At 66.9% G+C, this 22,184-nt stretch carries 21 protein-coding genes; 14 read left to right on the top strand and 7 right to left on the bottom strand.

Going from position 1 to position 22,184, the window contains the following annotated elements:
* The first annotated feature begins 29 nt into the window (after positions 1-29).
* A complete protein-coding gene (locus tag NXY83_RS08595; protein ID WP_258805677.1) occupies positions 30-1,274 on the top strand; it encodes a benzoate/H(+) symporter BenE family transporter in 1,245 nt (414 codons plus the stop codon).
* Here the strand turns inward: NXY83_RS08595 and zapE are convergent.
* On the bottom strand, positions 1,271-2,308 hold the full coding sequence (zapE, locus tag NXY83_RS08590) for a cell division protein ZapE (RefSeq protein ID WP_258805676.1): 1,038 nt from the start codon (positions 2,306-2,308) through the stop codon (positions 1,271-1,273). The genes NXY83_RS08595 and zapE overlap by 4 nt on opposite strands.
* A gap of 215 nt (positions 2,309-2,523) precedes the next feature.
* On the opposite strand from zapE, the gene NXY83_RS08585 reads away from it, so the two are divergent.
* The 4 genes from NXY83_RS08585 to NXY83_RS08570 are packed head-to-tail and all read left to right on the top strand — an operon-like array spanning position 2,524 to position 5,230.
* The gene (locus NXY83_RS08585; RefSeq protein ID WP_258805675.1) at positions 2,524-3,447 is read left to right on the top strand and encodes a sulfurtransferase; all 924 of its coding nucleotides are present in this window, start codon (positions 2,524-2,526) and stop codon (positions 3,445-3,447) included.
* Positions 3,448-3,476: 29 nt separating this feature from the next.
* Complete coding sequence (locus NXY83_RS08580; protein ID WP_258805674.1) at positions 3,477-3,938, top strand: SufE family protein; 462 nt, start codon at positions 3,477-3,479, stop codon at positions 3,936-3,938.
* A gap of 19 nt (positions 3,939-3,957) precedes the next feature.
* Entirely contained in the window at positions 3,958-4,488 is a 531-nt protein-coding gene (gene ybaK / locus NXY83_RS08575) for a Cys-tRNA(Pro) deacylase (protein WP_258805673.1), read from the top strand.
* A complete protein-coding gene (locus NXY83_RS08570; protein WP_258805672.1) occupies positions 4,481-5,230 on the top strand; it encodes a phosphotransferase in 750 nt (249 codons plus the stop codon). The genes ybaK and NXY83_RS08570 overlap by 8 nt, the downstream gene beginning before the upstream one ends.
* Here NXY83_RS08570 and NXY83_RS08565 read toward each other — a convergent pair.
* On the bottom strand, positions 5,227-6,510 hold the full coding sequence (locus NXY83_RS08565) for an alpha/beta hydrolase family protein (protein WP_258805671.1): 1,284 nt from the start codon (positions 6,508-6,510) through the stop codon (positions 5,227-5,229). The two genes, NXY83_RS08570 and NXY83_RS08565, sit on opposite strands and share 4 nt — an antisense overlap.
* Positions 6,511-6,623: 113 nt before the next feature.
* Between NXY83_RS08565 and NXY83_RS08560 the strand changes: the two genes are divergently transcribed.
* The 9 genes from NXY83_RS08560 to NXY83_RS08520 all read left to right on the top strand — a co-directional run bounded on the left by NXY83_RS08560 (position 6,624) and on the right by NXY83_RS08520 (position 16,822).
* Positions 6,624-7,115: a hypothetical protein gene (locus NXY83_RS08560; RefSeq protein ID WP_258805670.1), complete on the top strand. Its 492-nt coding sequence runs from the start codon at positions 6,624-6,626 to the stop codon at positions 7,113-7,115.
* 14 nt (positions 7,116-7,129) lie between these two features.
* Positions 7,130-7,648, top strand: coding sequence for a peptide-methionine (R)-S-oxide reductase MsrB (msrB, locus tag NXY83_RS08555; RefSeq protein ID WP_258805669.1), 519 nt, complete (start codon positions 7,130-7,132; stop codon positions 7,646-7,648).
* 145 nt (positions 7,649-7,793) lie between these two features.
* Positions 7,794-9,161 (top strand): DUF6421 family protein, encoded by a 1,368-nt coding sequence (locus tag NXY83_RS08550; RefSeq protein ID WP_258805668.1) that lies wholly within the window; start codon positions 7,794-7,796, stop codon positions 9,159-9,161.
* Positions 9,158-9,907 (top strand): SDR family oxidoreductase, encoded by a 750-nt coding sequence (locus NXY83_RS08545; protein ID WP_258805667.1) that lies wholly within the window; start codon positions 9,158-9,160, stop codon positions 9,905-9,907. The genes NXY83_RS08550 and NXY83_RS08545 overlap by 4 nt, the downstream gene beginning before the upstream one ends.
* Before the next feature lie 61 nt (positions 9,908-9,968).
* A complete protein-coding gene (locus NXY83_RS08540; protein ID WP_258805666.1) occupies positions 9,969-11,066 on the top strand; it encodes a threonine aldolase family protein in 1,098 nt (365 codons plus the stop codon).
* 58 nt (positions 11,067-11,124) lie between these two features.
* Complete coding sequence (locus tag NXY83_RS08535; protein ID WP_258805665.1) at positions 11,125-11,775, top strand: DUF3000 domain-containing protein; 651 nt, start codon at positions 11,125-11,127, stop codon at positions 11,773-11,775.
* A 66-nt stretch (positions 11,776-11,841) separates the two neighbouring features.
* Positions 11,842-13,179 (top strand): HRDC domain-containing protein, encoded by a 1,338-nt coding sequence (locus NXY83_RS08530; RefSeq protein ID WP_258805664.1) that lies wholly within the window; start codon positions 11,842-11,844, stop codon positions 13,177-13,179.
* 158 nt (positions 13,180-13,337) lie between these two features.
* Entirely contained in the window at positions 13,338-14,660 is a 1,323-nt protein-coding gene (locus NXY83_RS08525; protein WP_258805663.1) for a thiolase family protein, read from the top strand.
* Positions 14,657-16,822 (top strand): 3-hydroxyacyl-CoA dehydrogenase NAD-binding domain-containing protein, encoded by a 2,166-nt coding sequence (locus tag NXY83_RS08520; protein ID WP_258805662.1) that lies wholly within the window; start codon positions 14,657-14,659, stop codon positions 16,820-16,822. The genes NXY83_RS08525 and NXY83_RS08520 overlap by 4 nt, the downstream gene beginning before the upstream one ends.
* Positions 16,823-16,834: 12 nt before the next feature.
* On the opposite strand, the gene NXY83_RS08515 is transcribed toward NXY83_RS08520, so the two are convergent.
* The 5 genes from NXY83_RS08515 to NXY83_RS08495 form a co-directional block, all read right to left on the bottom strand.
* Positions 16,835-18,388 (bottom strand): ABC transporter ATP-binding protein, encoded by a 1,554-nt coding sequence (locus NXY83_RS08515; protein ID WP_258805660.1) that lies wholly within the window; start codon positions 18,386-18,388, stop codon positions 16,835-16,837.
* Positions 18,389-18,390: 2 nt separating this feature from the next.
* A complete protein-coding gene (locus NXY83_RS08510; protein WP_258805659.1) occupies positions 18,391-19,134 on the bottom strand; it encodes an energy-coupling factor transporter transmembrane component T in 744 nt (247 codons plus the stop codon).
* Between the two features lie 31 nt (positions 19,135-19,165).
* A complete protein-coding gene (locus tag NXY83_RS08505) occupies positions 19,166-20,011 on the bottom strand; it encodes an ECF transporter S component (RefSeq protein ID WP_258805658.1) in 846 nt (281 codons plus the stop codon).
* Positions 20,012-20,166: 155 nt separating this feature from the next.
* The gene (locus NXY83_RS08500; protein WP_258805657.1) at positions 20,167-21,192 is read right to left on the bottom strand and encodes a nucleoside hydrolase; all 1,026 of its coding nucleotides are present in this window, start codon (positions 21,190-21,192) and stop codon (positions 20,167-20,169) included.
* Positions 21,193-21,198: 6 nt separating this feature from the next.
* The gene (locus tag NXY83_RS08495; RefSeq protein WP_258805656.1) at positions 21,199-22,176 is read right to left on the bottom strand and encodes an aldo/keto reductase; all 978 of its coding nucleotides are present in this window, start codon (positions 22,174-22,176) and stop codon (positions 21,199-21,201) included.
* Positions 22,177-22,184 lie beyond the last annotated feature (8 nt).

The raw sequence follows: 22,184 nt of genomic DNA, 5'->3' as shown, positions 1-22,184 counted from the left end.
TCGCCCCGGAGCGCCGGTAACCTGCCGGTATGGCGAAGTCCCCCGCACCCTCCACGACGCACCAGGCCGGCAGGCCGCCCGGATTCGATTCACGGCCCGTTGTGGCAGGCATCGTTACCGCCCTGGTGGGCTTCACCTCATCCTTCGCCGTCGTGCTGGCGGGACTCAAGGCGGTGGGCGCCGACCCTTCCCAGGCGGCGTCCGGCCTGCTGGCGCTGACGCTGGCAGTCGGCGTCGGCGTACTTCTGCTGGCATGGCGCTCCAAAGTGCCGGTGACACTGGCGTGGTCCACTCCAGGCGCTGCGCTCCTGGCCTCATCCGGAGCGGCCGACGGCGGGTGGCCGGCCGCCGTCGGTGCCTTCCTTGCCACCGGAATCCTGATAGCACTCACGGGTCTGGTCCCCGCCCTTGGCCGGCTGATGGCCAAAATTCCCACCACCCTGGCCCAGGCGATGCTTGCGGGGGTCCTCCTGCAGCTCTGCCTGGCCCCGTTCAAAGCCCTCGGCAGCGTCCCGTTGTTTGTGGCCCCCGTCATCATCTGCTGGCTGCTGATGATGAAGTTCGCCCCGAGGTGGGCGGTGCCGGCTGCCCTCCTGGTGGCCCTTGCCGTGATTGGCATCTCGCTGGCGGCCGGCGGAACCGGGCTGGGAGAAGGAAACGTGCTGCCCGAGCTCGTCTGGACCACACCCGCGTTCAGCCTGCAGGCCATGGCGGGCATCGCCCTTCCGCTGTTCGTGGTGACCATGGCATCGCAGAACGTGCCCGGGGTGGCTGTCCTCCGGTCCTTCGGATACGAAACTCCGTGGCGCCCCTCCATGCTGGTGACGGGCGCCGGCACCGTTCTCGGGGCGCCGTTCGGCGGTCATGCGATTAATCTTGCTGCGCTCAGTGCCGCCCTTGCCGCCGGAGAGGAAGCCGGCAGCATCCGAAGCAGGCGCTGGATAGCCGGCTTCACCTCAGGCCTGGCCTACCTCGTGCTGGCCGCATTCTCCGCAGCCCTCGTCACCGTCGTCAGTGCAGCACCCGCAGGAATGCTGGAAGCGGTGGCGGGACTGGCGCTGCTGGGGACCCTGGCAGCGGCGGTCTCCTCCGCACTTGCGGATGCGGAGGACCGGATCGCCCCCTCCGTCACTTTCCTGATGGCGGCCTCGGGGCTTGCCTTCGCGGGAATCGGTTCAGCCTTTTGGGCCCTTCTGGCGGGCCTTGCAGTACGGTCCCTGCTCGTCCGGCGGAACACGGCTGACCGGGAGCGCCCGGGCAGGCAGGACGGCTAGGACGGTTCGTGGTTCTGGCCCTCACGGGCCAGTGCGGTGAGGCGGGAGACGGCCCGGAAATACTTCTTCATGTAGCCGCCCGTCATCATCTCTTCGGTAAAGAGCCGGTCGAACGGGACGCCGCTGGCAAGGATAGGGACGTCCTTGTCGTAAAGGCGGTCAGCCAGGACCACGAACCGGAGCGCCACTGCCTGCTCGGTGATGGTCTCCACGTTGCGCCACACCACGCCGTCGATCCCGTCGATCATTTGGCGGTAGCGGCTGGGGTGCACGCCGGCGAGGTGGTGGATGAGCGTGGCAAATTCGTCCTGGGCCACCGTCTTGCCGTCAAACTCCGCCTTCATGTGGGACGAGAGTTCGCTGTTCTTCAACGGCGCCGGGGCGGCGGGCAGTCCGCGGTGGCGGAAGTCCTCGCCGTCGATCCGGATCACGTCGAACTGGTCTGCCAGGACCTGAATTTCGCGCTGGAAGTCAACGGCGGCGAAGCGGCCGTCGCCGAGTGAACCCGGCAGGGTGTTGGACGTGGCGGCAAGCTTGACCCCGGCGTCGGCCAGTTCGCGCATCAGCCGCGACATAAGAACGGTGTCGCCCGGATCGTCAAGTTCGAATTCGTCAATGCAGACAAGTTTGTAGCTGCTCAGTGCGTCCACGGTTTTGCGGAAGGACAGGGCACCCACCAGGTTGGTGTATTCCACGAAGGTTCCGAAGGCCTTCGGACCGGGCGACGCATGCCACAGGGACGCAAGCAGGTGGGTCTTGCCCACGCCGAAACCGCCGTCCAGGTAAATCCCGGCGCGCGAGTCGTCCTTCTTGCCGAACAGCTTCTTGAACAGGCCGCCTCCGTCACCCGACCCCACGCCGTCGGCAAAGCCCTGAAGTGCGCGGACTGCTGCGGCCTGGCTGGGCTGCCTGGGGTCCGGACGGTAACTGGCAAAGGAAACCTGGCCGAACCGCGGCGATGGATAGAATCCCTTGAGGAGTTCATCCACCGAAACTGCCGGAGTGCGGGCGGCAAGCTGTTCGATCTGTACCAAGGTGGTCCGTTCTGCTGGTAGGTGGTCCCCAGAAAGGATACCGGCAACACGCCGCGGTTCCAGGCTTCCGCGGGCCCTCCAGGCAGCTGCGTGATGAAGCCAACATTTCGTCCTGTTAACGGAATACGGACATCGCCTGGGGCGCTGGCTAGTGTGGGAGCAGGTCCCAACGCAGGTCCCGCGGGTCTCCCGTGTTCTCAATGAAAGGCCAAAACATGCCCTACCCCGTTGAACAAAACGAGAAATTCGCTGCCTACGCCCACCCGGAGCGTCTGGTCTCCACCGAATGGCTTGCTGCCGCCATCGAAAGCGGCGCCGTGGCCAATGGTGAGCTGGTAGTGGTCGAATCCGATGAAGATGTTCTGCTGTACGACACCGGCCACATTCCGGGCGCCGTGAAAATCGACTGGCACACCGACCTGAATGATGAGGTCACCCGGGACTATGTGGATGGGGTCGCGTTCGCCGGGCTCGCGGCCTCGAAGGGCATCTCGCGGGACACCACCGTGGTCATCTACGGCGACAAGTCCAACTGGTGGGCCGCCTACGCCCTCTGGGTCTTCACCCTTTTCGGCCACCAGGACGTACGCCTGCTCGACGGCGGCCGGGACAAGTGGATTGCCGAAGGCCGGGAACTGACCAAGGAAAAGCCCGCACCTGCCCGCGGCAACTACCCGGTGGTGGAGCGCGATGACGCTCCTATCCGCGCGTTCAAGGACGACGTCCTGGCGCACCTCGGCAAGCCCCTCATCGATGTCCGCTCCCCTGAGGAATACACGGGCCAGCGCACGCACATGCCGGCCTACCCGGAAGAAGGCGCACTGCGCGGCGGCCACATCCCCACTGCCGCTTCCATCCCGTGGGCACGCGCCGCCGCGGCCGACGGCACCTACCGCAGCCGCGAGGAACTCGAGGCCCTCTACCTCGGCGAAGCCGGCTTGAGTGAAGGTGACGACGTCGTAGCCTATTGCCGGATCGGCGAGCGTTCCAGCCACACCTGGTTCGCCCTCAAGTACCTCCTGGGCTTCGATTCAGTCCGCAACTATGACGGTTCCTGGACCGAGTGGGGCAACGCCGTCCGCGTACCCATTGTCAAGGGCGCCGAGCGCGGCTCCTTTCCCGTTGCGGCAGGAGTCTGACGGGATTCCTCCCGCGTAGAATTGGACTGATGACTACTCAAGCCTTGCCTTCCGCCCTGGCGGCGATCGTGGACGACTTCCAGGCCCTCAGTGAACCCGAGAGGCTTCAGTTGCTGCTGGAATTCTCAGAGGGACTGCCCGAGCTTCCGGACCGGCTCAAGGACCACCCCGAGCTGCTGGAGCAGGTTGTGGAGTGCCAGTCCCCGCTGTTCCTCACCATCGAGACGGAGAAGAATGACGGCGGCCAGGACGCTGCCGTGCGCCTCTTCTTCAAGGCCCCGGCCGAAGCCCCCACCACGCGCGGTTTTGCCGGTGTGCTGCATGAGGGCCTGGATGGACTGTCCGCCGGGGAGATCCTGTCGGTGCCGGACGACATGCCCGAGCTGCTCGGGCTTACCAGGGCAATCACGCCGCTGCGGATGCGCGGCATGACGGCGATGCTGGGACGGATCAAACGCAAGGTGGCCGCCACGGCCGGCGTCCGCGCCTAGACGGGCATCAACCCGTTCCATGGCACGCAAGAACGCTCAACAGGGAACTCCGGCCACAGCGGCGCTGACCGCGGCCGGGGTTCCCTTTGTGCTGCACCCCTATAGCCATGATCCATCCGCGGCTAGTTACGGCGCCGAGGCTGCAGAGGTTCTCGGCATCGATCCGGCCCGGGTCTTCAAGACCCTGATGGTGGAGGTTGAGGGAAGGCTGGCGGTGGGCATCGTGCCCGTCAGCGGAACCCTTGACCTTAAGGCCTTCGCCGCCGCGATGGGTTCCAAGAAGGCCGCGATGGCCGATCCCGCAGCTGCCCAGCGGCGCACTGGTTATGTCCTGGGCGGCATCTCCCCTTTGGGCCAGCGGCTTCCCTCCCCTACCGTACTGGACTCCAGTGCCCTGGCGCTGGAGACGTTGCTGGTCTCGGGAGGCAAACGCGGCCTGGACATCGAACTCGCGCCCGGGGACCTGGTCCGCCTGACCGAAGCCGTCACTGCGCCCATCAGCTCCTTGGCACACAGTTCCTTGCCGCAAAGCCAGGGCACTGGTGGATGAGGAGGAAGTACTGGCCGGCGGAAACGCCTCGGGTGTCGTCGTGCGGGTCGGCGATACCGTGAGGAAGCCGTGGACTGCTTCCACCGACGACGTGCACCGTTTTCTTTCCCGCCTCGATTCCGCCGGCATGGATGTTCCGCGGACTTTCGGACGGGACGGTGACGGCCGCCAGGTGCTCGAGTACGTTGACGGGACCCTGGCCATGGACCGGGAACCGCTGAACGTCCGGGAACTGAATAAAGTCGGTGCGATGGTCCGGGCAATCCACGACAACAGCCCGTTGTGCACGCGGGAGGACGTCAGTCGATGGAAGGTCCTCATACCGGCCCCTGAACCCGGGTTGATCTGCCACAACGACCTTGCTCCGTGGAACCTTGTAACAGGCGATCGCTGGGTGTTCATTGACTGGGATGGTGCAGGCCCCAGTTCGCGCCTTTGGGACCTTGCCTATGCTGCCCACTCCTTCGCCGGGCTGTGGGAAGGTGCAGAACCGCATGATGCGGGTGTCCGGCTTCGCGCCGTCGTTGACGGTTACGGCGCTGACGCAGCGCTACGGCAGGCGTTGCCTGAAACCCTCGTCAGCCGTGTACGGGCGATGTACGAGCTGCTGCGGGCGGCCAGGGCCACCGGGCACCAGCCGTGGGCGCGCATGTACGACGACGGGCACGGGCCCCACTGGAAAGCGACAGCGGAGTACGCCGCACGGCATGTCGACGTATGGCACAGCGCGCTCAGCGGCTAGCCGGACAGGTGTGATCCGGCGTTTGCAGCACCTGGGTTCAACCGCGGAGCCAGCTGTTGCCGCAGCCACGCCTTCACCAGCCGCTCCCACCGTTCGGGATCGACATTCCACTCTTTGGTGTGCCGCGCCCGGTTGAACGTCTCGAACGTCACCATTTCAGGATTCCGCTCCGCCAGCAGTGCGGACGGTTTGTACGGCACGTACTCATCGTCCACGCTGTGCAGGATCAGCGTGGGCGTGCGCAACTCCACGGCACGAGCCACCCAGTCCATCATTTTGAGATCCACCGGCGCGGCCAGCCCGGTAAGCCGCCGGCCGAGCGGATGCCCCAGCATCAGCTGCCCATAGCGGCCCACCAGTGACGGGATGCGGTTCAGCTGCGCGTGGTGGGCCAGGACGTTCACCCAGTCGATCACCGGCGCATCGAGAACCATGGCACGGATGAGGTGGCGGTACCGGGAAAGGTCAGCGGCCTGCAGGCAGATGGCACCTCCCATCGACCAGCCGAACAGCACCACCTCCTCGGCCCCGTTGGCGAGCGCGTACTCGATGGCGGCCTCGATGTCCCGCCATTCAGTGGAACCCAGGCCATACCGGCCGTCGTCCGCAGATGGCGCCAGGCCATCGTTGCGGTAGGACACCAGAAGGCTGGTAAGTCCCAGTTCCAGTGCGGGCCCCACCGCGCGGAGTGCCTCCTGCCGGCTGGCACCGCGTCCGTGCACCATCACCGCCCACGTGCGGGCAGTACCTCCGGCCCGCACCAGCCAGGCCGGCGCTTCGCCGCGGTCCACCGGAATCACCACGTCCTCCGCAGGAATTCCGGCGGCGGCCGGGTCCGGGTAGATGGCGCCGCTCCACCAGCCCCAGCGCGCGGCGGAGAGGTCGCCGGAATAGACGGCCTCCACCTCACGCAGGACCGTCCGTTCGGCCGGCGAATAGGACACGATGCGGCCGATGCGCGCGTGCCCCTTGCCGCCGTCGAAAAAGAACCCGTACACCCCTTCAACCGTGGTGTCGTCAGTGGCGGCCAGGATCACCTGCTGCTCCTGGCCATCCCGTATGACGGCCAGGACCTCCTGGTCGGCTGTCCTGTGCCGGGCCGGAGTGATGACCCGCCGTGCAAAGTAGACAGCGAGCGCTGATGAACCGGTGGCGAGGAGCCCGGCGAGGGCGCCTCCGCCAATGGCCCCGCCGATTGCCCACTTGCTCCGCAGGGACATTCCGCCGGCGTCCGGGGTACGTTCAATGTGGGCTGGGCGGGTGCGCTGGAAAGAAGCCATGGAACTATTCTTACCGTCCTGAAACGGATGCCCGCATTCCGCAGCGCGGAGGCGGCCCGCGGAGAAGCCGGAGATTCAGTGCAGCTCCCCATTCACAAGGCTAGGCTAAGGCCATGAGTGATCCCATCGTTATCCTGACCGAAGAACCCCTGGGGGCGGACGACCGCCTGAACATTGAACGGCTTGTGGACGGATCAGATATCCCCCTGCTGGTGCTGGTGCCGGCAAATACGGAACGGCACCTGCTGGTGGACTTCCTTGAGAACCTTTCCATGCTGGACATCGCCAAGGCCTTTCGGGAACTTACTTCCCATACCCCGGATCCCACCACCGAGCGTGCGCAGGCAGCGGAGACCCTTACCGTGTCCCTGGCTGCGCTGGACGGGCTGGGCAGTGGTGTGACCGGTGAAGTCGTGGACGGCGGAGCCGTCGAAGGCCTGGTATCCAAAGTCCGTGAAACCGGTGCCTCGCAGGCAGTGGTGATCACGCGGCCGCACGCGGTGGCCGATACCTTCCACACCGACTGGGCCAACAAGGCCCAGGACCAACTGGGACTGCCTGTGCTGCACCTGTACGCGGGTTCGGGATTTATCGGCGACTCCTGAGCGTTGACATTCCTATGAGCATCTTCGGAAACAGCATTTTCGGTAACAAGGACGCGGGGACTGCCGCTTCCCCGGCAGCGGAGCCTGACATGGCGGCCGGACCGGCCATCGAGAAGAGCGATGAGGAGTGGCGGGAGGAACTCACCCCCGAGGAGTACCACGTCCTCCGGCAGGCGGGTACGGAACGCCCCTTTACGGGAGAGTACTGGGATACCCACACGGCTGGCGTCTACCAGTGCCGCGCCTGCGGGACGGAACTGTTCACCAGCAACGAGAAGTTCGATTCACACTGCGGCTGGCCGTCGTTCTGGGCTCCACTGGCCGAGGGCACCGTCCGCTACATCCATGACCGCACGCTGGGCATGGACCGGGTGGAGGTCCGCTGCGCCACCTGTGGCTCGCACCTGGGCCACGTGTTCGAGGGTGAGGGCTACGGCACCCCTACCGACCAACGCTTCTGCATCAACTCGGTGTCCCTGAAGCTGGTGCCCCAGGAAAAGCCGCAGGTCAGCGGGGGGAACGCGGAGGCCTGATCCCCCAGTGGTGAACACGTCTCGCACTCTCATTAACGGCCTTTAGCCCCAGCATTTCTTGGGCTAAGGCCCTTTTCAGATTAGTCCTTCTGGTTGCTTGCTAGGCTCGCCAATAGTTAGCAAGCAACCAGAAAGGCAGCCGACGATGACCGAAACCCTGACCGCCGCCGTCACCGGGATTTCCGCAGAAAACGAGGACTGGCTTCGGCTCAAGGCCGCAGCCACGGCACTCCAGGCCCTCCAGGCCCAGGACGGCTCCATTCCGGAAACTGCAGCCCATGGCGAGGCCGCCACCTGCGTCGAGGAAATCATCGGGGCCATCCGCTCCATTGCCCCCGCCTTCCCGCATGACTCCGCATACCTGGAAGCCGCCTGCGCAGACTTTTCCACCTGGGCCGCCGGCGGATTCGCCATCCCCGACTTCCTGTCCTCCCTGCTCGCGTTCCAGCCGCAGGAGCAGCGCCGGGACGGCCTGCAGCACCTGGTGGTTTTTCCCATGTACACCCAGAACGGCAGCAGCAGCCGCCTGGTGGAAGCAGTCCTGATCGAGGTCATCTGGCCCGAGTTCATCGCGGGCCTGGAGGCAGGCGACTACTCGAACAAGCTGTTCGTCCCCATCCGCTTCCTGGACTTCACTGCCGGCTACGACACGAACTCAGCCGTGCTCTTCCCCGAAACCGTCGCAGTGGGTGAAACGCCCACGTTCACCTGGGGGGCCATTTTTGCGGACCGGGAAGCCGCCCGTTTCCGCCGTGTCCTTAAGGCCGCCGCCGAAACGACCTGCCTGGAACTGCCCGAAGGCGCCGCCGAACTGCTCGCCGACCAGGACCTCACAGAGGCCACCTTTGTTATGTGGGACCTGATCCACGACCGCACGCACATGCGCGGGGACCTGCCGTTTGATCCGTTCATGATCAAGCAGCGCATGCCGTTCTTCCTGTATTCCCTCGAGGAACTGCGCTGCGACCTGACCGCTTTCCGTGAGTCTGTCCGCATTGAGAAGGACGATGATGCAGACCCCGAGGCACGCCGCCACGCCAAGCTGGTGCAGTACGCCATCATCTTCGACCGGATCTTCCGCTTCGCCATCACCGGCAGCCGCGTCCGCAACTACGACGGCCTGGGCGGCCAGCTTCTCTTTGCCTGGCTGCACCAGCAGCATGTCCTGCACTGGACCGACACCCGCCTCACCATCGACTGGGATGAGGTGGCGGACGCCGTCATTGCGCTGGGAGCAAGGATTGATGACCTGTACTGGCGTTCCATCGACCGGCCCAAGACGGCGCACTGGCTCGCCGCCTACCAACTGATCTCCCAGACCGTCACGCCCCACCCGGCGTCAGTCTGGGCGAAGGGACCGGATGCGCTTCCCCTGTCCGGCGCCCCGCGAGGCCTGACAGACCAGGTGCTTGATGATGAATTCCCGCTGTCCATGTTCTTCGAGGCGTTGGAGAAGAAGATGCGCCCCGTCATCGAATCCACGGCCGGAATTACCGGCAGTTCCGCCCTGTGACTGAGCAGCAGGGAACGGAACCGCCGGAACTCACCGTCCTGGTGACGGGCGGCAGCGGAGCCTCCGGCGTGGCGGTGGCCCGCGCGCTCCGCAACGCCGGGCACCGCGTGGTCACCGTGGGGTCCGACCAGGCACGGATTGAAGCCGCGGCACAACAGGCGGGCGAGGGCGTCACCCCCCTCACGTGCAACCTTGCCGGGCTCGACGACGTCCGGCAGCTGCGGGACGACGTGACGGCTGTTACCGGGCGCGTCGACGGCGTCATCCACCTGGTGGGCGGCTGGCGCGGAGCGAAGGGGATCCCCGACCAGTCGGACGAAGACTGGGATTTCCTTCACCAGGGTGCCGTCACCACGCTGCGCAACGTCTCACGGGTCTTCTTCGACGACATCGCCGCCTCCAGCCACGGCAGGTTCGCCATGGTGTCCTCCACGTCCCTGGACAAGCCGGCAGCCTCCGTGGCCAGCTACGTGGCCGCCAAGGCGGCCGCTGAAGCATGGACCATGGCCATGGCGGACGGCTTCCGCAAGGCTTCAACGGCCGACGGCGGCGGGCAGGCTGCCGCCGTCGTGCTGGTCGTGAAGGCTCTGGTGGACGACGCCCTGCGCCGCAGCCACCCGGAACGGTCATTCCCGGGGGCGACGGACGTTGAGGAGCTGGCAGGCGCCGTCGTGGATCTCTTCAAGAAGCCGGGGGACGAATTGAACGGCACCCGGCTCCGGCTGGCGAACCAGGCAGCCCCGTGACTCCACGGCGCATGACTGAACGGCGCATGACTGAACTTAGACTGAAAGCGTGAGCAAAGGCATGACTACAACAGCAGAAACAAGCGCCGGAGTGCGGCTGCACGATCCCAACGTGCGCGGCTTCGCGTCGGACAACTACTCCGGCGTCCACCCCGAGGTCCTGGCCGCACTGGCGGCGGCGAACGACGGCCATCAGGTCTCCTATGGCGAGGATGACTACACCGCACGCCTGCAGGAACTGATGGAAGAGCAGTTTGGACCGGGCATCGAATGCTTCCCCGTTTTCAACGGGACCGGTGCCAACGTGCTTTCCCTGCAGTCGCTGCTGCCCCGCTGGGGTGCCGTGGTATGCGCCTCCACCGCCCACATCAACATGGATGAAAACGGCGCCCCGGAACGCATCGGCGGCATCAAGCTGCTGCACGTCCCCACCACCGACGGCAAGCTCACCCCTGAGCTGATCGACCGGGAGGCCTGGGGCTGGGGCGACGAGCACCGTGCCCAGCCGCTGGCAGTGTCCATTACGCAGACCACCGAGCTCGGCACCTGCTACACACCGGAGGAAGTGCGTTCCATCGCCGACCACGTGCATGCCAGGGGCATGAAGCTGCACATGGACGGCGCACGGCTGGCCAACGCCGCAGCCCACCTTCAGGTGCCGCTGCGGGCCTTCACCCGCGACGCCGGCGTGGACATCCTTTCCTTCGGCGGCACCAAGAACGGCCTGCTGTTCGGTGAAGTGGTGGTGGCACTGAACCCCGAGGCCGCGCACGGGCTGGTCTACCTGCGGAAAATGAACATGCAGCTGGCCTCCAAGATGCGCTTCATGTCGGCCCAGTTCATCGCCCTCCTCGAAGGAGACCTCTGGCTGCGGTCCGCCTCGCACGCCAACGCCATGGCCGCCCGGCTCCGCTCCGCCGTTGACGCCATTGACGGCGTGGAGCCCACGCAAAAAACCGAATCCAACGGCGTCTTCGCCATCCTGCCCGAAGGCGTGGCGGACAGGCTGCGCGCTTCCTTCCGTTTCTATGACTGGAACGAGGCAGCCGGCGAGGTGCGCTGGATGTGTTCCTTCGACACCACCGAGGAGGATATCGATGCCTTCGTTGCAGCGATCCGCCATGAACTCCGCGATTACCGCAACGGTCGGGCCACGTAGGCTGCCGGCGACGGCGAGCCTTCCCACCCTCCCCCGCACAGTTGCGTAATCTGCGAAGGTGAACGCACTTGACCAGGTTCCCCCGGAATTTCTCCACGCCTTGGGAACCCTCAGGAAAGCCCAGTGCCGCAGGGAACTCCGCCTCGCGGAGATCCCTGCGCCGGCACGCCTGGCACCCTTCGCCGTGGCGTTGGGTGCAGAAGTCATGGCACCCGGCGCCGGAACCCCCACCACGCCCCTGCACGGCCCCGCCGCGATGGCCCTTGCCGCCGCGACGGGCACCGCGGACGACAGCGAAACGGAGCTGGCAACAGGCCGTTTCATCCTCCTGCATGACCCGGACGGTTCTGCTGTCTGGGACGGTGAATTCCGGATTGTCACGTACATCCGGGCTGAGCTGGAGCCGGAAATGGGCAACGATGAGATGCTGGGAACCGTGGCCTGGACCTGGCTGGTGGAAGCGCTGGAGAACCATAAGGCTCCGTACCGCGCCGCCGGCGGCACTGCCACGCGCGTCCTCTCCGAGAGCTTCGGCACCCTCGCCGGGAGGCCCGGTTCCATCGACATCGAGCTCCGCGCCTCCTGGACCCCGGCATCCCCGGACGTCACGGCCCACCTTGAAGCGTGGTCCGACATGGTGTGCACTTTCGCGGGCCTGCCTCCCCTTCCCGACGGCGTGACGCCCCTGCCGCAGCGCCGGCGGAACTAGGGATGCCCCACCTGGCGGGATGCCGTCAGCCTTTCGCTGCGTGCCGACCGGTAAACTAGGGGCATCATGACCCCTCACATTCCGGAAAACACCACGGCCGGCGCTCCGGCTGCTGATACCGCGCCCCACATCACGGTGGAAGGCTTCGACAGCCCCATCCCCGAAATCATTGAACTCGCAGCGCCCCGGGACGGCGTGCCGCTGGTCATCGAAACGCAGGCCGGGCTGGAGCGTTGCGCCGCAGCTATCGCCGCCGGAACCGGCCCGGCAGGAGTCGACGCGGAACGTGCCTCCGGATTCCGTTACGGGCAGCGGGCCTTCCTGGTCCAGATCCGCCGCGAAGGCGCCGGCACCTGGCTGATCGACCCCGAACCCTTCGAAAACCTGGACATCATTAACGATGCCCTCCGCGGTGTCGAATGGATCCTGCACGCGGCCAGCCAGGACCTCCCTTGCCTCTCTGAGCTCGGCATGTGGCCGGACAAACTCTTTGACACCGAACTGGCAGCGCGCCTGGCCGGCCTGCCCCGGGTTGGCCTGGCCGCAGTCATCGAACAGCTGCTCGGGTTCGGGCTCGCCAAGGAGCACTCCGCTGCCGACTGGTCCACCCGGCCGCTGCCTGAGCCGTGGCTGCGCTACGCGGCGCTCGATGTCGAAGTCCTCACCGAACTCCGCGAGGAACTTGTGGAACTGCTGGAGGCCGACGGAAAACTCGGATACGCCGAGCAGGAGTTTGCTGCCATCCTTGCAGCCGGAGTGGCCCCGCCGCGGGTTGACCCGTGGCGGAAGACCTCCGGCCTGCACCAGATCAGGGACCGCCGGCAGCTTGCCGCCGTCCGGGAGCTGTGGCTGGAGCGCGATTCTCTGGCTCAGAAAAGGGACGTGGCGCCGGGCAGGCTGATACCGGATTCCGCCCTGGTGGCTGCGGCCAAGGCTATGCCCGGCACAGTGCCGCAGCTGCTGGGCACCAAGGGATTCCACGGGAGGGCGGCCCAGCGCGAAGCCCCGCGGTGGCTGCGCTGCATCGCAACCGCCCGGGACCTGGAAGATCTTCCCCCGCTGCACCTGGCCACCAACGCACCACCACCACCACGTGTCTGGGCGGACCGTGACCCCGAGGCCGCCGCGCGGCTGGCAACGGCCCGGCCCCTGCTGCAGGAGAAAGCAGACCAGCAGAACCTGCCCCTGGAAAACCTCCTGACCCCCGATTTCCTGCGGCGGGTTGCGTGGCGGCCTCCAGCCGACATCAGCGAAGCGTCAGTGGCCGCTGAACTGCGGAGCCTGGGCGCCCGCGAGTGGCAGATCCAACTTGCCGCACCCCTGATCACCCACGCTTTCCTCAACCCGCAGCCGTTGCCGCCGAAAGAGCCAAGGGCAGCTGTGGCAGCAGCGCCGGAAGTGTAGCCCCTCCGCTTCGGCCCTTGCGCCTGTCGTTCCTCAGGCGGTGCCGGCCTCCCCTTGCAGGCTAAGTTACTCACGAGTAACATCAGGATTACTGCCGTCATATTGCTGCCGTCCTTCGGCATGCACCCCGGCGCCTACGTCTCGATGAGGAGTTACACGTGAGCCACCACGGAAGGGGCGCATCCCAGCGCACAGTCCGCGACGTCGTCTTTGTCGACGGCCTCCGCACACCATTCGGCCGGGCCGGTGAGAAAGGGATCCACGCCGGAACCCGCGCCGACGACCTGATCGTGAAATGCATCCGCGAACTGCTTCGCCGGAACCCTTCGCTGCCGCCGGAGCGGGTGGACGAAGTGGCCATCGCAGCCACCACCCAGACCGGCGACCAAGGCCTGACCCTGGGCAGGACCGCAGCCCTGCTGGCAGGGCTGCCGCGCACCGTCCCGGGATTTGCCATCGACCGGATGTGCGCAGGAGCCATGACCGCCGTGACCTCCACCGCCAGTGGAATCGGCTTCGGCGCCTATGATGTGGTCATCGCCGGCGGCGTGGAGCACATGGGTAACCATCCGATGGGCTCGGGCACCGATCCCAACCCCCGGTTTATGTCCGAGCGGCTCGTGGATCCGGCAGCCCTGAACATGGGCAACACGGCAGAGAACCTGCACGACCGTTTCCCCGCCATCACCAAACAACGCTCCGACGCCTACGCCGTGGCCTCCCAGGACAAGCTGGCCGCCGCCTACGGAAAAGGGCGCATCCAGCCGGACCTGGTGCCGGTTGCCGCACGGAAGCCGGGCCAGGGATGGACTCTTCACAGCGTGGACGAGCCGCCGCGGCCAGGAACCACCCTGGCGGGCCTGGACGCCCTGCGAACCCCCTTCCGCCCGCATGGCCGGGTCACCGCCGGAAATGCGGCTGGACTGAACGACGGCGCGACGGCCGCGGTGCTGGCCTCCGCCGAAGCCGCCGCGGAACTCGGGCTGCCGGTGAAGATGCGCCTGGTCAGCTATGCCTACGCCGGTGTCGAGCCCGAGGTCATGGGCATCGGCCCCGTCCCGGCCACTGAAAAGGCCCTGAAAAACGCCGGACTGGCCATCGGGGACATCGGCCTGTTCGAAATCAATGAAGCCTTTGCCGTGCAGGTCCTCAGCTTCCTGGACCACTTCGGCATTGCCGACGACGACCCGCGGGTCAACCGCTACGGCGGCGCGATCGCCGTCGGGCACCCGCTCGCGTCCTCGGGCGTCCGGCTGATGACCCAGCTCGCCCGGCAGTTCGAGGAGGATCCCTCCGTCCGCTACGGCATCACCGCCATGTGCGTGGGCCTGGGCATGGGCGGCACCGTAATCTGGGAGAACCCCCACCACCCCGACTACAGCGGAGCCCGGCAGGTGGAGCCGGCAGCCGCCTCGAACAGCCCCTCCCCCGCAGTCACCCAGTCCGCCGCCGCATTCCCAGCTGAAGGAGCCACGGCATGAGCGCCGCAGATTTCACCGAGTTCGCCGGCCTGTTCCCCGACGAGACAGTCACCCACTCCTACGTGCAGGACATCGAGCTGCCGGCCGTCCCCGGAAAGGCAAGCCCGGGAACATTCGCCCTCATCACCCTGGACAACGGCCTGGACCACTCCAAACCCACCACGCTTGGGCCCAACACCCTGGTGGAGCTCGGCACGGTGCTCGAAGGCCTCCGGGACCGTGCCGCCCGTGGCGGGATTGTTGGCGTGGGCGTGACGGGCAAGCCGTACTACCTGGTGGCAGGTGCCGACCTTTCGGCAGTGAAGTCACTGGAGAAACGCGAGCATGGCCTGTGGATGGCACAACTGGGCCACGACGTGTACGGAACCCTCGCCAATTTGGGCGTTCCCAGCTTTGCCTTCATCAACGGTGCAGCGCTGGGCGGTGGACTGGAAGTTGCCCTGCAGTCCACCTACCGCACCGTGTCCACCGGCGCGGGTGCACTGGCACTTCCGGAGGCGTTTATCGGCCTTGTGCCAGGTTGGGGCGGCGTCTACCTCCTGCCGCGGCTGGTCGGCCCGGAAAACGCGGTCAAAGTCATGATCGAAAACCCGCTCAGCAACAACCGGACACTGACCGGACCCCAGGCCTTCGAGCTTGGCATCGCGGATGCGGTCTTTGAGCCGGCGGACTTCCTGGAGCAGTCCCTGGCATGGGCCGCGGGAGTCATCTCCGGGGACGTTGTCCCGGAACGCGCCAACGCCGTCGACCCCGCCGCACCGGACGTGGCGGAACGGTGGGCTGCGGCAGTGGCAGCAGGACGCAGGTTCGTGGAGGCGAAGACCTCCAACGCTGCGCCCGCGCCGGGCAAGGTCCTGGACATCCTCGAGGCCAACCGCACCATGACCCGGGCCGAATCGGCCGCCCTGGAATGCGGGACCCTTGCCGACCTCATGCAGACCGACGAGTTCCGCGCCACGGTCTACGCATTCCTCGACTTGGTGCAGAAGCGGTCAAAACGTCCGGCAGGTGCCCCCGACCGCGCACTGGCACGTCCCGTCACCAAGGTGGGCGTGGTGGGCGCCGGCCTGATGGCAAGCCAACTCGCCCTGCTCTTCGCCCGCCAGTTGAAGGTGCCCGTGGTGATGACGGACATCGACCAGGCACGCGTGGACAAGGGCGTCGGTTACGTCCACGCCGAGGTGGACAAGCTCCTGGGCAAAAAGCGGATCAGCCAGGACGCCTCCAACCGTACCAAGGCGCTGGTGACGGGTTCCGTGTCCAAGGACGTCTTCGCGGATGCCGACTTCGTCATCGAAGCCGTCTTCGAGGAACTTCGGGTCAAGAAGCAGGTCTTCGCCGAGTTGGAAGCCATCGTCACACCGGACTGCATCCTTGCCACCAACACCTCCTCGCTCTCGGTGACGGCCATGGCGGAGGACCTGCAGCATCCCGAACGGCTGGTGGGCTTCCACTTCTTCAATCCGGTGGCAGTGATGCCGCTGCTGGAAATCGTCAGGGCACCAAGGACCGATGACGCCGTCCTCGCCACCGCGTTTGAACTGTCCAAGGGTCTGAAGAAGACCGGGGTGCTGGTCAAGGACGCCGCCGCGTTCGTGGTCAACCGCATCCTGCTGCGGCTGATGGGCGAGGTGACGGCGGCCTTCGACGAGGGGACTCCGCCAGACGTGGCGGACAACGCCCTGCGCCCCATGGGCCTGCCGATGACCCCCTTCACGCTGCTTGCCATGGTGGGGCTGCCCGTCGCCCAGCATGTCCAGGAATCGCTCCACACCGCTTTTGGTGACCGCTTCCCGGTGTCCGCCAACCTGCAGAAGCTCATCGACAACGGGGTGAAGGGCCTCTGGGAAAATGCCCCGGACGGCTCCAGGCTGATTCCCGAATCCACCCTGTCACTGCTGTCCTTCGGTAACCATCCCTCAACCGCCGACGAAGTCCTGCGCCGCACCCAGGACGCACTGGCCGGGGAGATCGGCCTCATGCTGGACGAGGGCGTGGTGGCCGGGCCGGAAGACATCGACCTGTGCATGATCCTCGGCGCGGGCTGGCCCATGTTCCTGGGCGGCATTACGCCCTACCTGGACCGGGTGGGAGCCTCGGAGCGCGTCAACGGCAAACGGTTCCTGCCGCCGGGAGTGGCTTCCCGCCCTGCCGGGGCCTAGCCAAACAGCAGTTCAGTCCGCCGCCAGCCGGCCGCGGTCGAGCATTACGGTGCGGTGCGCCGCCGATCGTGCGTAGTCCAGGTCATGGGTGACCAGCACGACGGCGGTGCCTCCTGCCGCGGCGGACCTGACTGCCGCGTCCAGCAGTTCAAGACCGTGGCAGTCGAGGGCGACGGTAGGTTCGTCCAGTGCGAGGACCGAGGGTTTGCGGGCCAGCACCGTTGCCAGCGCCAGGAGCCGTTGGCGGGATGCGGGCAGCTCCGCAGGGTGTGCCTGGGCTGACCCCGCCAGGCCGACGGCTGCCAGAGCTGCCGCCGCCCGTTCCGCCGCCTCACCTTCGCCGACCAGCCGGTCCAGTCCGAACCGGACCTCCCGGAGGGCCGTACGCTCGAAGAGCTGGTCGCGCGGGTGCTGGAACAGCAGGCCCACCTGTGCTGCCGTGGAACCCACGGGTGTTCCTGAGATGTCCCTGCCGTTCACCAGGACGGTTCCGGTACCGGGCCTGAGCAGGCCGTTGAAGTGCCGCAGAAGCGTCGATTTCCCTGCCCCGTTGGGTCCGGTGACGGCGAGGATTTCACCGGGACGGACGGCGAGGTGGATCTCCTGCAGCACCGCTGGGTGACTGTTATGGGTCCCGGAGCCACTTCGCGCCCTGCCAAAGGCCTTCCGATCGGCGCGTGCCTTTTGCCGGTAGCCGAAGGAAACGCCGCGGAGCTCGAGGGCCGGGGCGGAATGACCGGCGCACTGGGCAACCGGGGCATCGTTGGGGCGGGCTACGGACCGGCCATGTGGGCGTCGAAGACCGGCCAATACCGCTGGTAGCCCGGCCTCTATCCCGGCCGGAGTCCCGCTGGCCTTGACCGCGCCGTCCGCCAGGACAATCCAGTTCGCGGCTTCCTGGAGCGGCGCGTCAATGACCTGGCTGAGAATCACGACGGCGGTGCCCTCCTTCACCAGGCCACGCACCAGGTCCCCCAGTTCGCAGGCACCGGCGGCGTCGAGGGAGGCGAAGGGCTCGTCCATGATGAGCACGGGCGGGCGGGTAATGATGGCGCAGCCGATGGCGAGGCGCCGCAGCTGGCCGCCGGAAAGCCGGGCGGGGTCGCGCTCCAGCAGGTTGCTGAGTCCGACGAGGCCGGCCGTGTGATGGACGGCGGCCTTCATGGCTGCCCGGCCAACACCGGCATTTTCCAGGCCGAAGGCCAGTTCCTCTGCCACCGTCGCCCGTACCGTGGACAGGACGGCGGCCGCGTCCTGGGGAACGAAGCCCACCTGCCGGCCCCACTGGGCAGGATCGATCCGGGGATCCGCGGCGCTGCCGTTGAACTGGAGGCGCGTGCCGGCGAGCTCCAGGAACCCGGTCAGGTGTCCGGCACCGCCCGGCGGAAGCCATCCCGCGAGGAGCCTACCCAGGGTCGTTTTGCCGCTTCCGGAGGCACCGAGGATCGCCGTCAACGTCCCCGGGGCGAAGGCCATGTCCAGCCCGTGAAGGACCGGTGTATCGCCGTCACGGAAGCTGAAATTCCGGATGCCGGCCGCGAGAACGGGATCTGCGGTACGCCGCATGCCTAGGCTCCCGTCCCGGCCGGCCACAGCCGTGCGGCAACGGCGGCTGCAGCCCCCACGGCCAGGAGTAGACGCAGGAGGCGCTGGAAGCCGGAGTCCGGAACCTGGCGGTAGCTGGTGCGGGGTCCGGCGCTGCTGAAACCACGGGCTTCCAGCGCTGCGGCCCGGGTTCCGGAGTCCTCCACCAGGGACAGGACCAATGGGATGGCCTGCAGCCGGAAAGCTGCCGCCCTGTGCAGCAGGCCGCGGCGTACCACCAGCCCACGGGACTCCTGGGCCTGCCGGATCCGCTCCACGCGGCCCGTAATGGCCGGAAGCAGGGTCAGGGTGGACGCGAGCACGAAGCTGAACCTGCCCTGGATGCCGCGCGAAGACAAGGCTGCCACCAGGTCCGGAACGCTGACGCTGAAGGAAAAGACCAGGAAAGCCAGGACGACGGCGGACAGTTGGGCTGCCCGCTCCAGGGCAAAGACCAGTCCTTCGGCCGTAACCCGTGCGGGACCCCACTGGGCCAGCACCGTCATGCCCTCGGGGAAGGTCAGCCCATGCACGATCAGCAGGGACAGACCCAAAGGCGCCAGCACCACGGCAGCCGCAGGCAGCACCCGCCGGGCTGTACCGCCGGCAGCCGACAGTCCGAGGGCACCCGCGACCACGGCGAGGGACACGGGCAGGGAGGCCGCCGCCGTCGTGACGACCGCCGTACTGCCCGCGAAGGCAAGGGCGGTCAGCGGATGAAAGCGCATGGCTGGGGCTTCCTGCCTTTATTTGGTGGTTTCAGGAGGTCTTTGCAGGGCCCTGCACTGATTCCTGCTGCTGCGGCGCCTCTCCGGCCAGGACGCGGTGCCTGCGGAGGAACGGGAACTGCAGCCGGGCACGGCGCGGCAGCGCGTAGACCAGGACGGCCACCACGGTGAAGACGATGGCCTTGTCCATGGGGTCGGAGATAAGCGCCTGCTTGGTGATCGCTGCCAGGAGGGTGTCGCCCATGGACCGGAAGGCGCTGACAATCGCACCCGTGGCCACGCCGGACGTTCCGCCGAAGACGAAGGCCGCCACCGGAGCGGACACCACGCCGGCGATGATGCCGGTAACGAACCCGGCAACGGGGGCGAGGTAGAAGCGGCGGAAGAAGCCGTGGCGGGCGGCCAGCCCGGCGAGGCAGCCGATCAGTGCGGCGCCGGCGGCGAAAGGCAACACGGTGGGGTTGAAGAAGGACCAGACGATGCTGCTCAGCGCTCCGGTGGCGGCACCCGCTGCGGGTCCTGCCAGGACAGCGATCAGGACGGTGCCGATCGCATCAAGGTAGAAGGGGACGAGGGTGCTGCCCACGAACTGGCCGAGCACGATGTTCAGGACCAGTGCCACCGGGATCAGCACAAGGGTGGACGCCGGCAAGGTGGGCAGGACCGCGACAATGAGCAGGATGGCCCCTGCCAGGAAGCCCGAAAGTGCGATCAGGGCCGCGGCGCTGCCGGGCCCCCCGGTGATGTCGGCAGGTTGGTTGAGCACCAGGTAGATGTAGGTCCCGGCGATGGCCAGGGCACCAAGGATTTCCAGCAGGCGGCGTTTGCGGGCAGCAGCGGGCGTCGGGGACGGCAACGTCAGGGAGGGCGATGACATGAAGTTCCTTCAGGGTGCGGGCACGGGAAGCCGGGAACTCCGGGCCGTGCGGGAACGCCACCTATGTCACCTCGGCGGCAGCCGCCGGGTTCTGCAACCGGGGGCCGCGGACCATTCTACCGTTGCTGTTGGGGCGGCCCCGCGAAAGGTTTCGGTCAGCCGAGCCTGGCCGCGAGGCTCCCCACAGTGGACACGAGTTCGCGGAAGGCCTGCGCAGGGTTGTTGTCCGACACCACCCTGGCGTTGGGCGGGACGCCCCAGAGCCCCCGGAAGTCGGCGACGGTGGTTCCCGCCAGCAGCGGCGACTCCGTTTCGACGTCCACAGTGGCAGGCCTGGCGCTGTATTCCAGGGTTCCGGCGGCCACCCCGGCGGCGAAGAAATCGTGGACATGGGCCAGGTAGCCCTGGTCATAGAGCCGGTGGAACTCGAAATAGAACCGCAGGGCGTCGGACAGGTGCCTGACCAGCACCTTGTCCGAGGTGCTGCGCTGCCCCTCCGGCTGGTCCGGCAGCACCAGTTCGGGGACCACCGCCCCCGCCGCTTCTGCCAATTGCCGGAGATGCGCAGGGTGCATCTCCATCCGCTCGGTGGTGTCCAGCGAACAAACGATGGGCAGCTTCCCGAAGGGCCGGCCGCGGTAGGCGGCGTAGACCTCTTTGGCGGCGTGCGGGTCAACGTGTGTATTCCATTCCGCGGTGGGAGTGGTGTTGCCCTGGTGGTAGAAACCGCCGCCCATGATGACCACTTTGGCCAGCAGGTCAGGCAGGTCCGGCTCCTGGCGGAGTGCCAGGGCGAAGTTGGTCAGCGGCGCTGTGATCAGTGCCGTCAGCTCCCCGGGCCTGGACCGTGCGTGCTCGATCCAGAGGTCCACTGCGTTCCGTCCGGATACCTGTCCTGAGGGTTCCGGCAGGACAGCGTGGCCTATCCCCTGGGGCCCGTGGGTTTCAGGGGTGGTCAGCAGCGGTACGGACAGCGGTTGGCGGGCACCGATGGCCACTTCGACTCCCGGCCGGCCGCACAACTCCAGGAGGGCAAGGGTGTTGCGGGCCACCTGGTCCACGTCGACGTTTCCCGGAGTTGCCGTGACCGAGACGAACTCCGTGTCCGGAAGGGCGGCGAGGTAGGCCAGTGCCAGGGCATCGTCGATGCCGGTATCAACGTCGAGGAGGTATCCGGTCACGACGGCCTAGAAGAGTGCGACCTTGGGTACAGCGGGAAAGATGCTGTCCAGCTCGGCAAGGTCCGCGTCCGACGGCAGCCAGTCAGCGGCTGCCGCGTTTTCCAGGACCTGTTCCGGCCGGGTGGCGCCCGCAATGACGCTGGCCACTGACGGTTGGGCCGCGAGCCACGAAAAGGCAACCTCGGTTTCAGTCAGGCCGCGCTGCTTGGCGAACAGACTGAACTTCCCCAGCTGCTCCCAGTCTGCGTCATGTACAAGGTTCTTCCGGGTATGGCTCAGCCGTGATCCTTCAGGGGCATGGCCCGGCGAGTACTTGCCCGTCAGCAGCCCGTTGGCCAGCGGGAAGTAGGGAAGGACTCCCAGGCCGAACTCCTCCGCGGCCGGCGTCACCTCGAGTTCCGCCCGGCGGTCCAGGAGGTTGTAATGGTTCTGGCTGGAGATGAAGCGGGCCGTACCCATTTCCCGCGCAACATACTCGGCCTGGGCAATCTGCCAGCCGGCCCGGTTGGAGTGGCCGATATAGCGGACCTTGCCGCTGCTGACGAGAGTGTCCAGCGCGGCCAGGGTCTCATCGATGGGTGTCAACGGGTCCGGCGTGTGGAACTGGTACAGGTCGATCCAGTCCGTGCCCAGCCGCCGCAGCGAGGATTCCACGGCCCGGAGGATGTACCGCCGTGATCCGCGCGCGCCGAAGTCCGGGCCGCTGGCACCCTTCATGTCCATCCCGAATTTTGTGGCCAGGACGACATCGGGGCGCCTGTTGCCCAGGGCCTTGCCCAGCATGATCTCGCTGAGCCCTGGCTCGCGGCCGTAGTTGTCTGCGACATCGAACAGGGTGATCCCGGCGTCGAGGGCAGCGGAGACCACGCCATTCGTGGCTTCCTGGGACTCCGTGGCCGTGTTGGCGCGGCCCAGGTTATTGCAGCCCAGGCCGACCGTGGAGACGGTCAGCCCGGAGTTTCCAACGCGGCGGTACGTGGTCACGGACGGCT

Origin of the sequence: Pseudarthrobacter sp. NS4, assembly GCF_024758005.1 — a bacterium.
In the GTDB taxonomy this organism is placed as follows: domain Bacteria; phylum Actinomycetota; class Actinomycetes; order Actinomycetales; family Micrococcaceae; genus Arthrobacter.
This window is presented reverse-complemented; position numbering and strand designations above follow the sequence as displayed.

Bases quoted from the DNA above. Each gene is read 5' to 3' on its own strand.
- NXY83_RS08565 (WP_258805671.1), bottom strand. From the start codon at position 6,510: ATGGCTTCTTTCCAGCGCACCCGCCCAGCCCACATTGAACGTACCCCG.
- NXY83_RS08515 (WP_258805660.1), bottom strand. From the start codon at position 18,388: ATGCGGCGTACCGCAGATCCCGTTCTCGCGGCCGGCATCCGGAATTTC.
- NXY83_RS08505 (WP_258805658.1), bottom strand. From the start codon at position 20,011: ATGTCATCGCCCTCCCTGACGTTGCCGTCCCCGACGCCCGCTGCTGCC.
- NXY83_RS08585 (WP_258805675.1), top strand. From the start codon at position 2,524: ATGCCCTACCCCGTTGAACAAAACGAGAAATTCGCTGCCTACGCCCAC.
- NXY83_RS08530 (WP_258805664.1), top strand. From the start codon at position 11,842: ATGACCCCTCACATTCCGGAAAACACCACGGCCGGCGCTCCGGCTGCT.
- NXY83_RS08580 (WP_258805674.1), top strand. From the start codon at position 3,477: ATGACTACTCAAGCCTTGCCTTCCGCCCTGGCGGCGATCGTGGACGAC.
- ybaK (WP_258805673.1), top strand. From the start codon at position 3,958: ATGGCACGCAAGAACGCTCAACAGGGAACTCCGGCCACAGCGGCGCTG.
- NXY83_RS08560 (WP_258805670.1), top strand. From the start codon at position 6,624: ATGAGTGATCCCATCGTTATCCTGACCGAAGAACCCCTGGGGGCGGAC.
- msrB (WP_258805669.1), top strand. From the start codon at position 7,130: ATGAGCATCTTCGGAAACAGCATTTTCGGTAACAAGGACGCGGGGACT.
- NXY83_RS08520 (WP_258805662.1), top strand. From the start codon at position 14,657: ATGAGCGCCGCAGATTTCACCGAGTTCGCCGGCCTGTTCCCCGACGAG.
- NXY83_RS08550 (WP_258805668.1), top strand. From the start codon at position 7,794: ATGACCGAAACCCTGACCGCCGCCGTCACCGGGATTTCCGCAGAAAAC.
- NXY83_RS08510 (WP_258805659.1), bottom strand. From the start codon at position 19,134: ATGCGCTTTCATCCGCTGACCGCCCTTGCCTTCGCGGGCAGTACGGCG.
- NXY83_RS08595 (WP_258805677.1), top strand. From the start codon at position 30: ATGGCGAAGTCCCCCGCACCCTCCACGACGCACCAGGCCGGCAGGCCG.
- NXY83_RS08540 (WP_258805666.1), top strand. From the start codon at position 9,969: ATGACTACAACAGCAGAAACAAGCGCCGGAGTGCGGCTGCACGATCCC.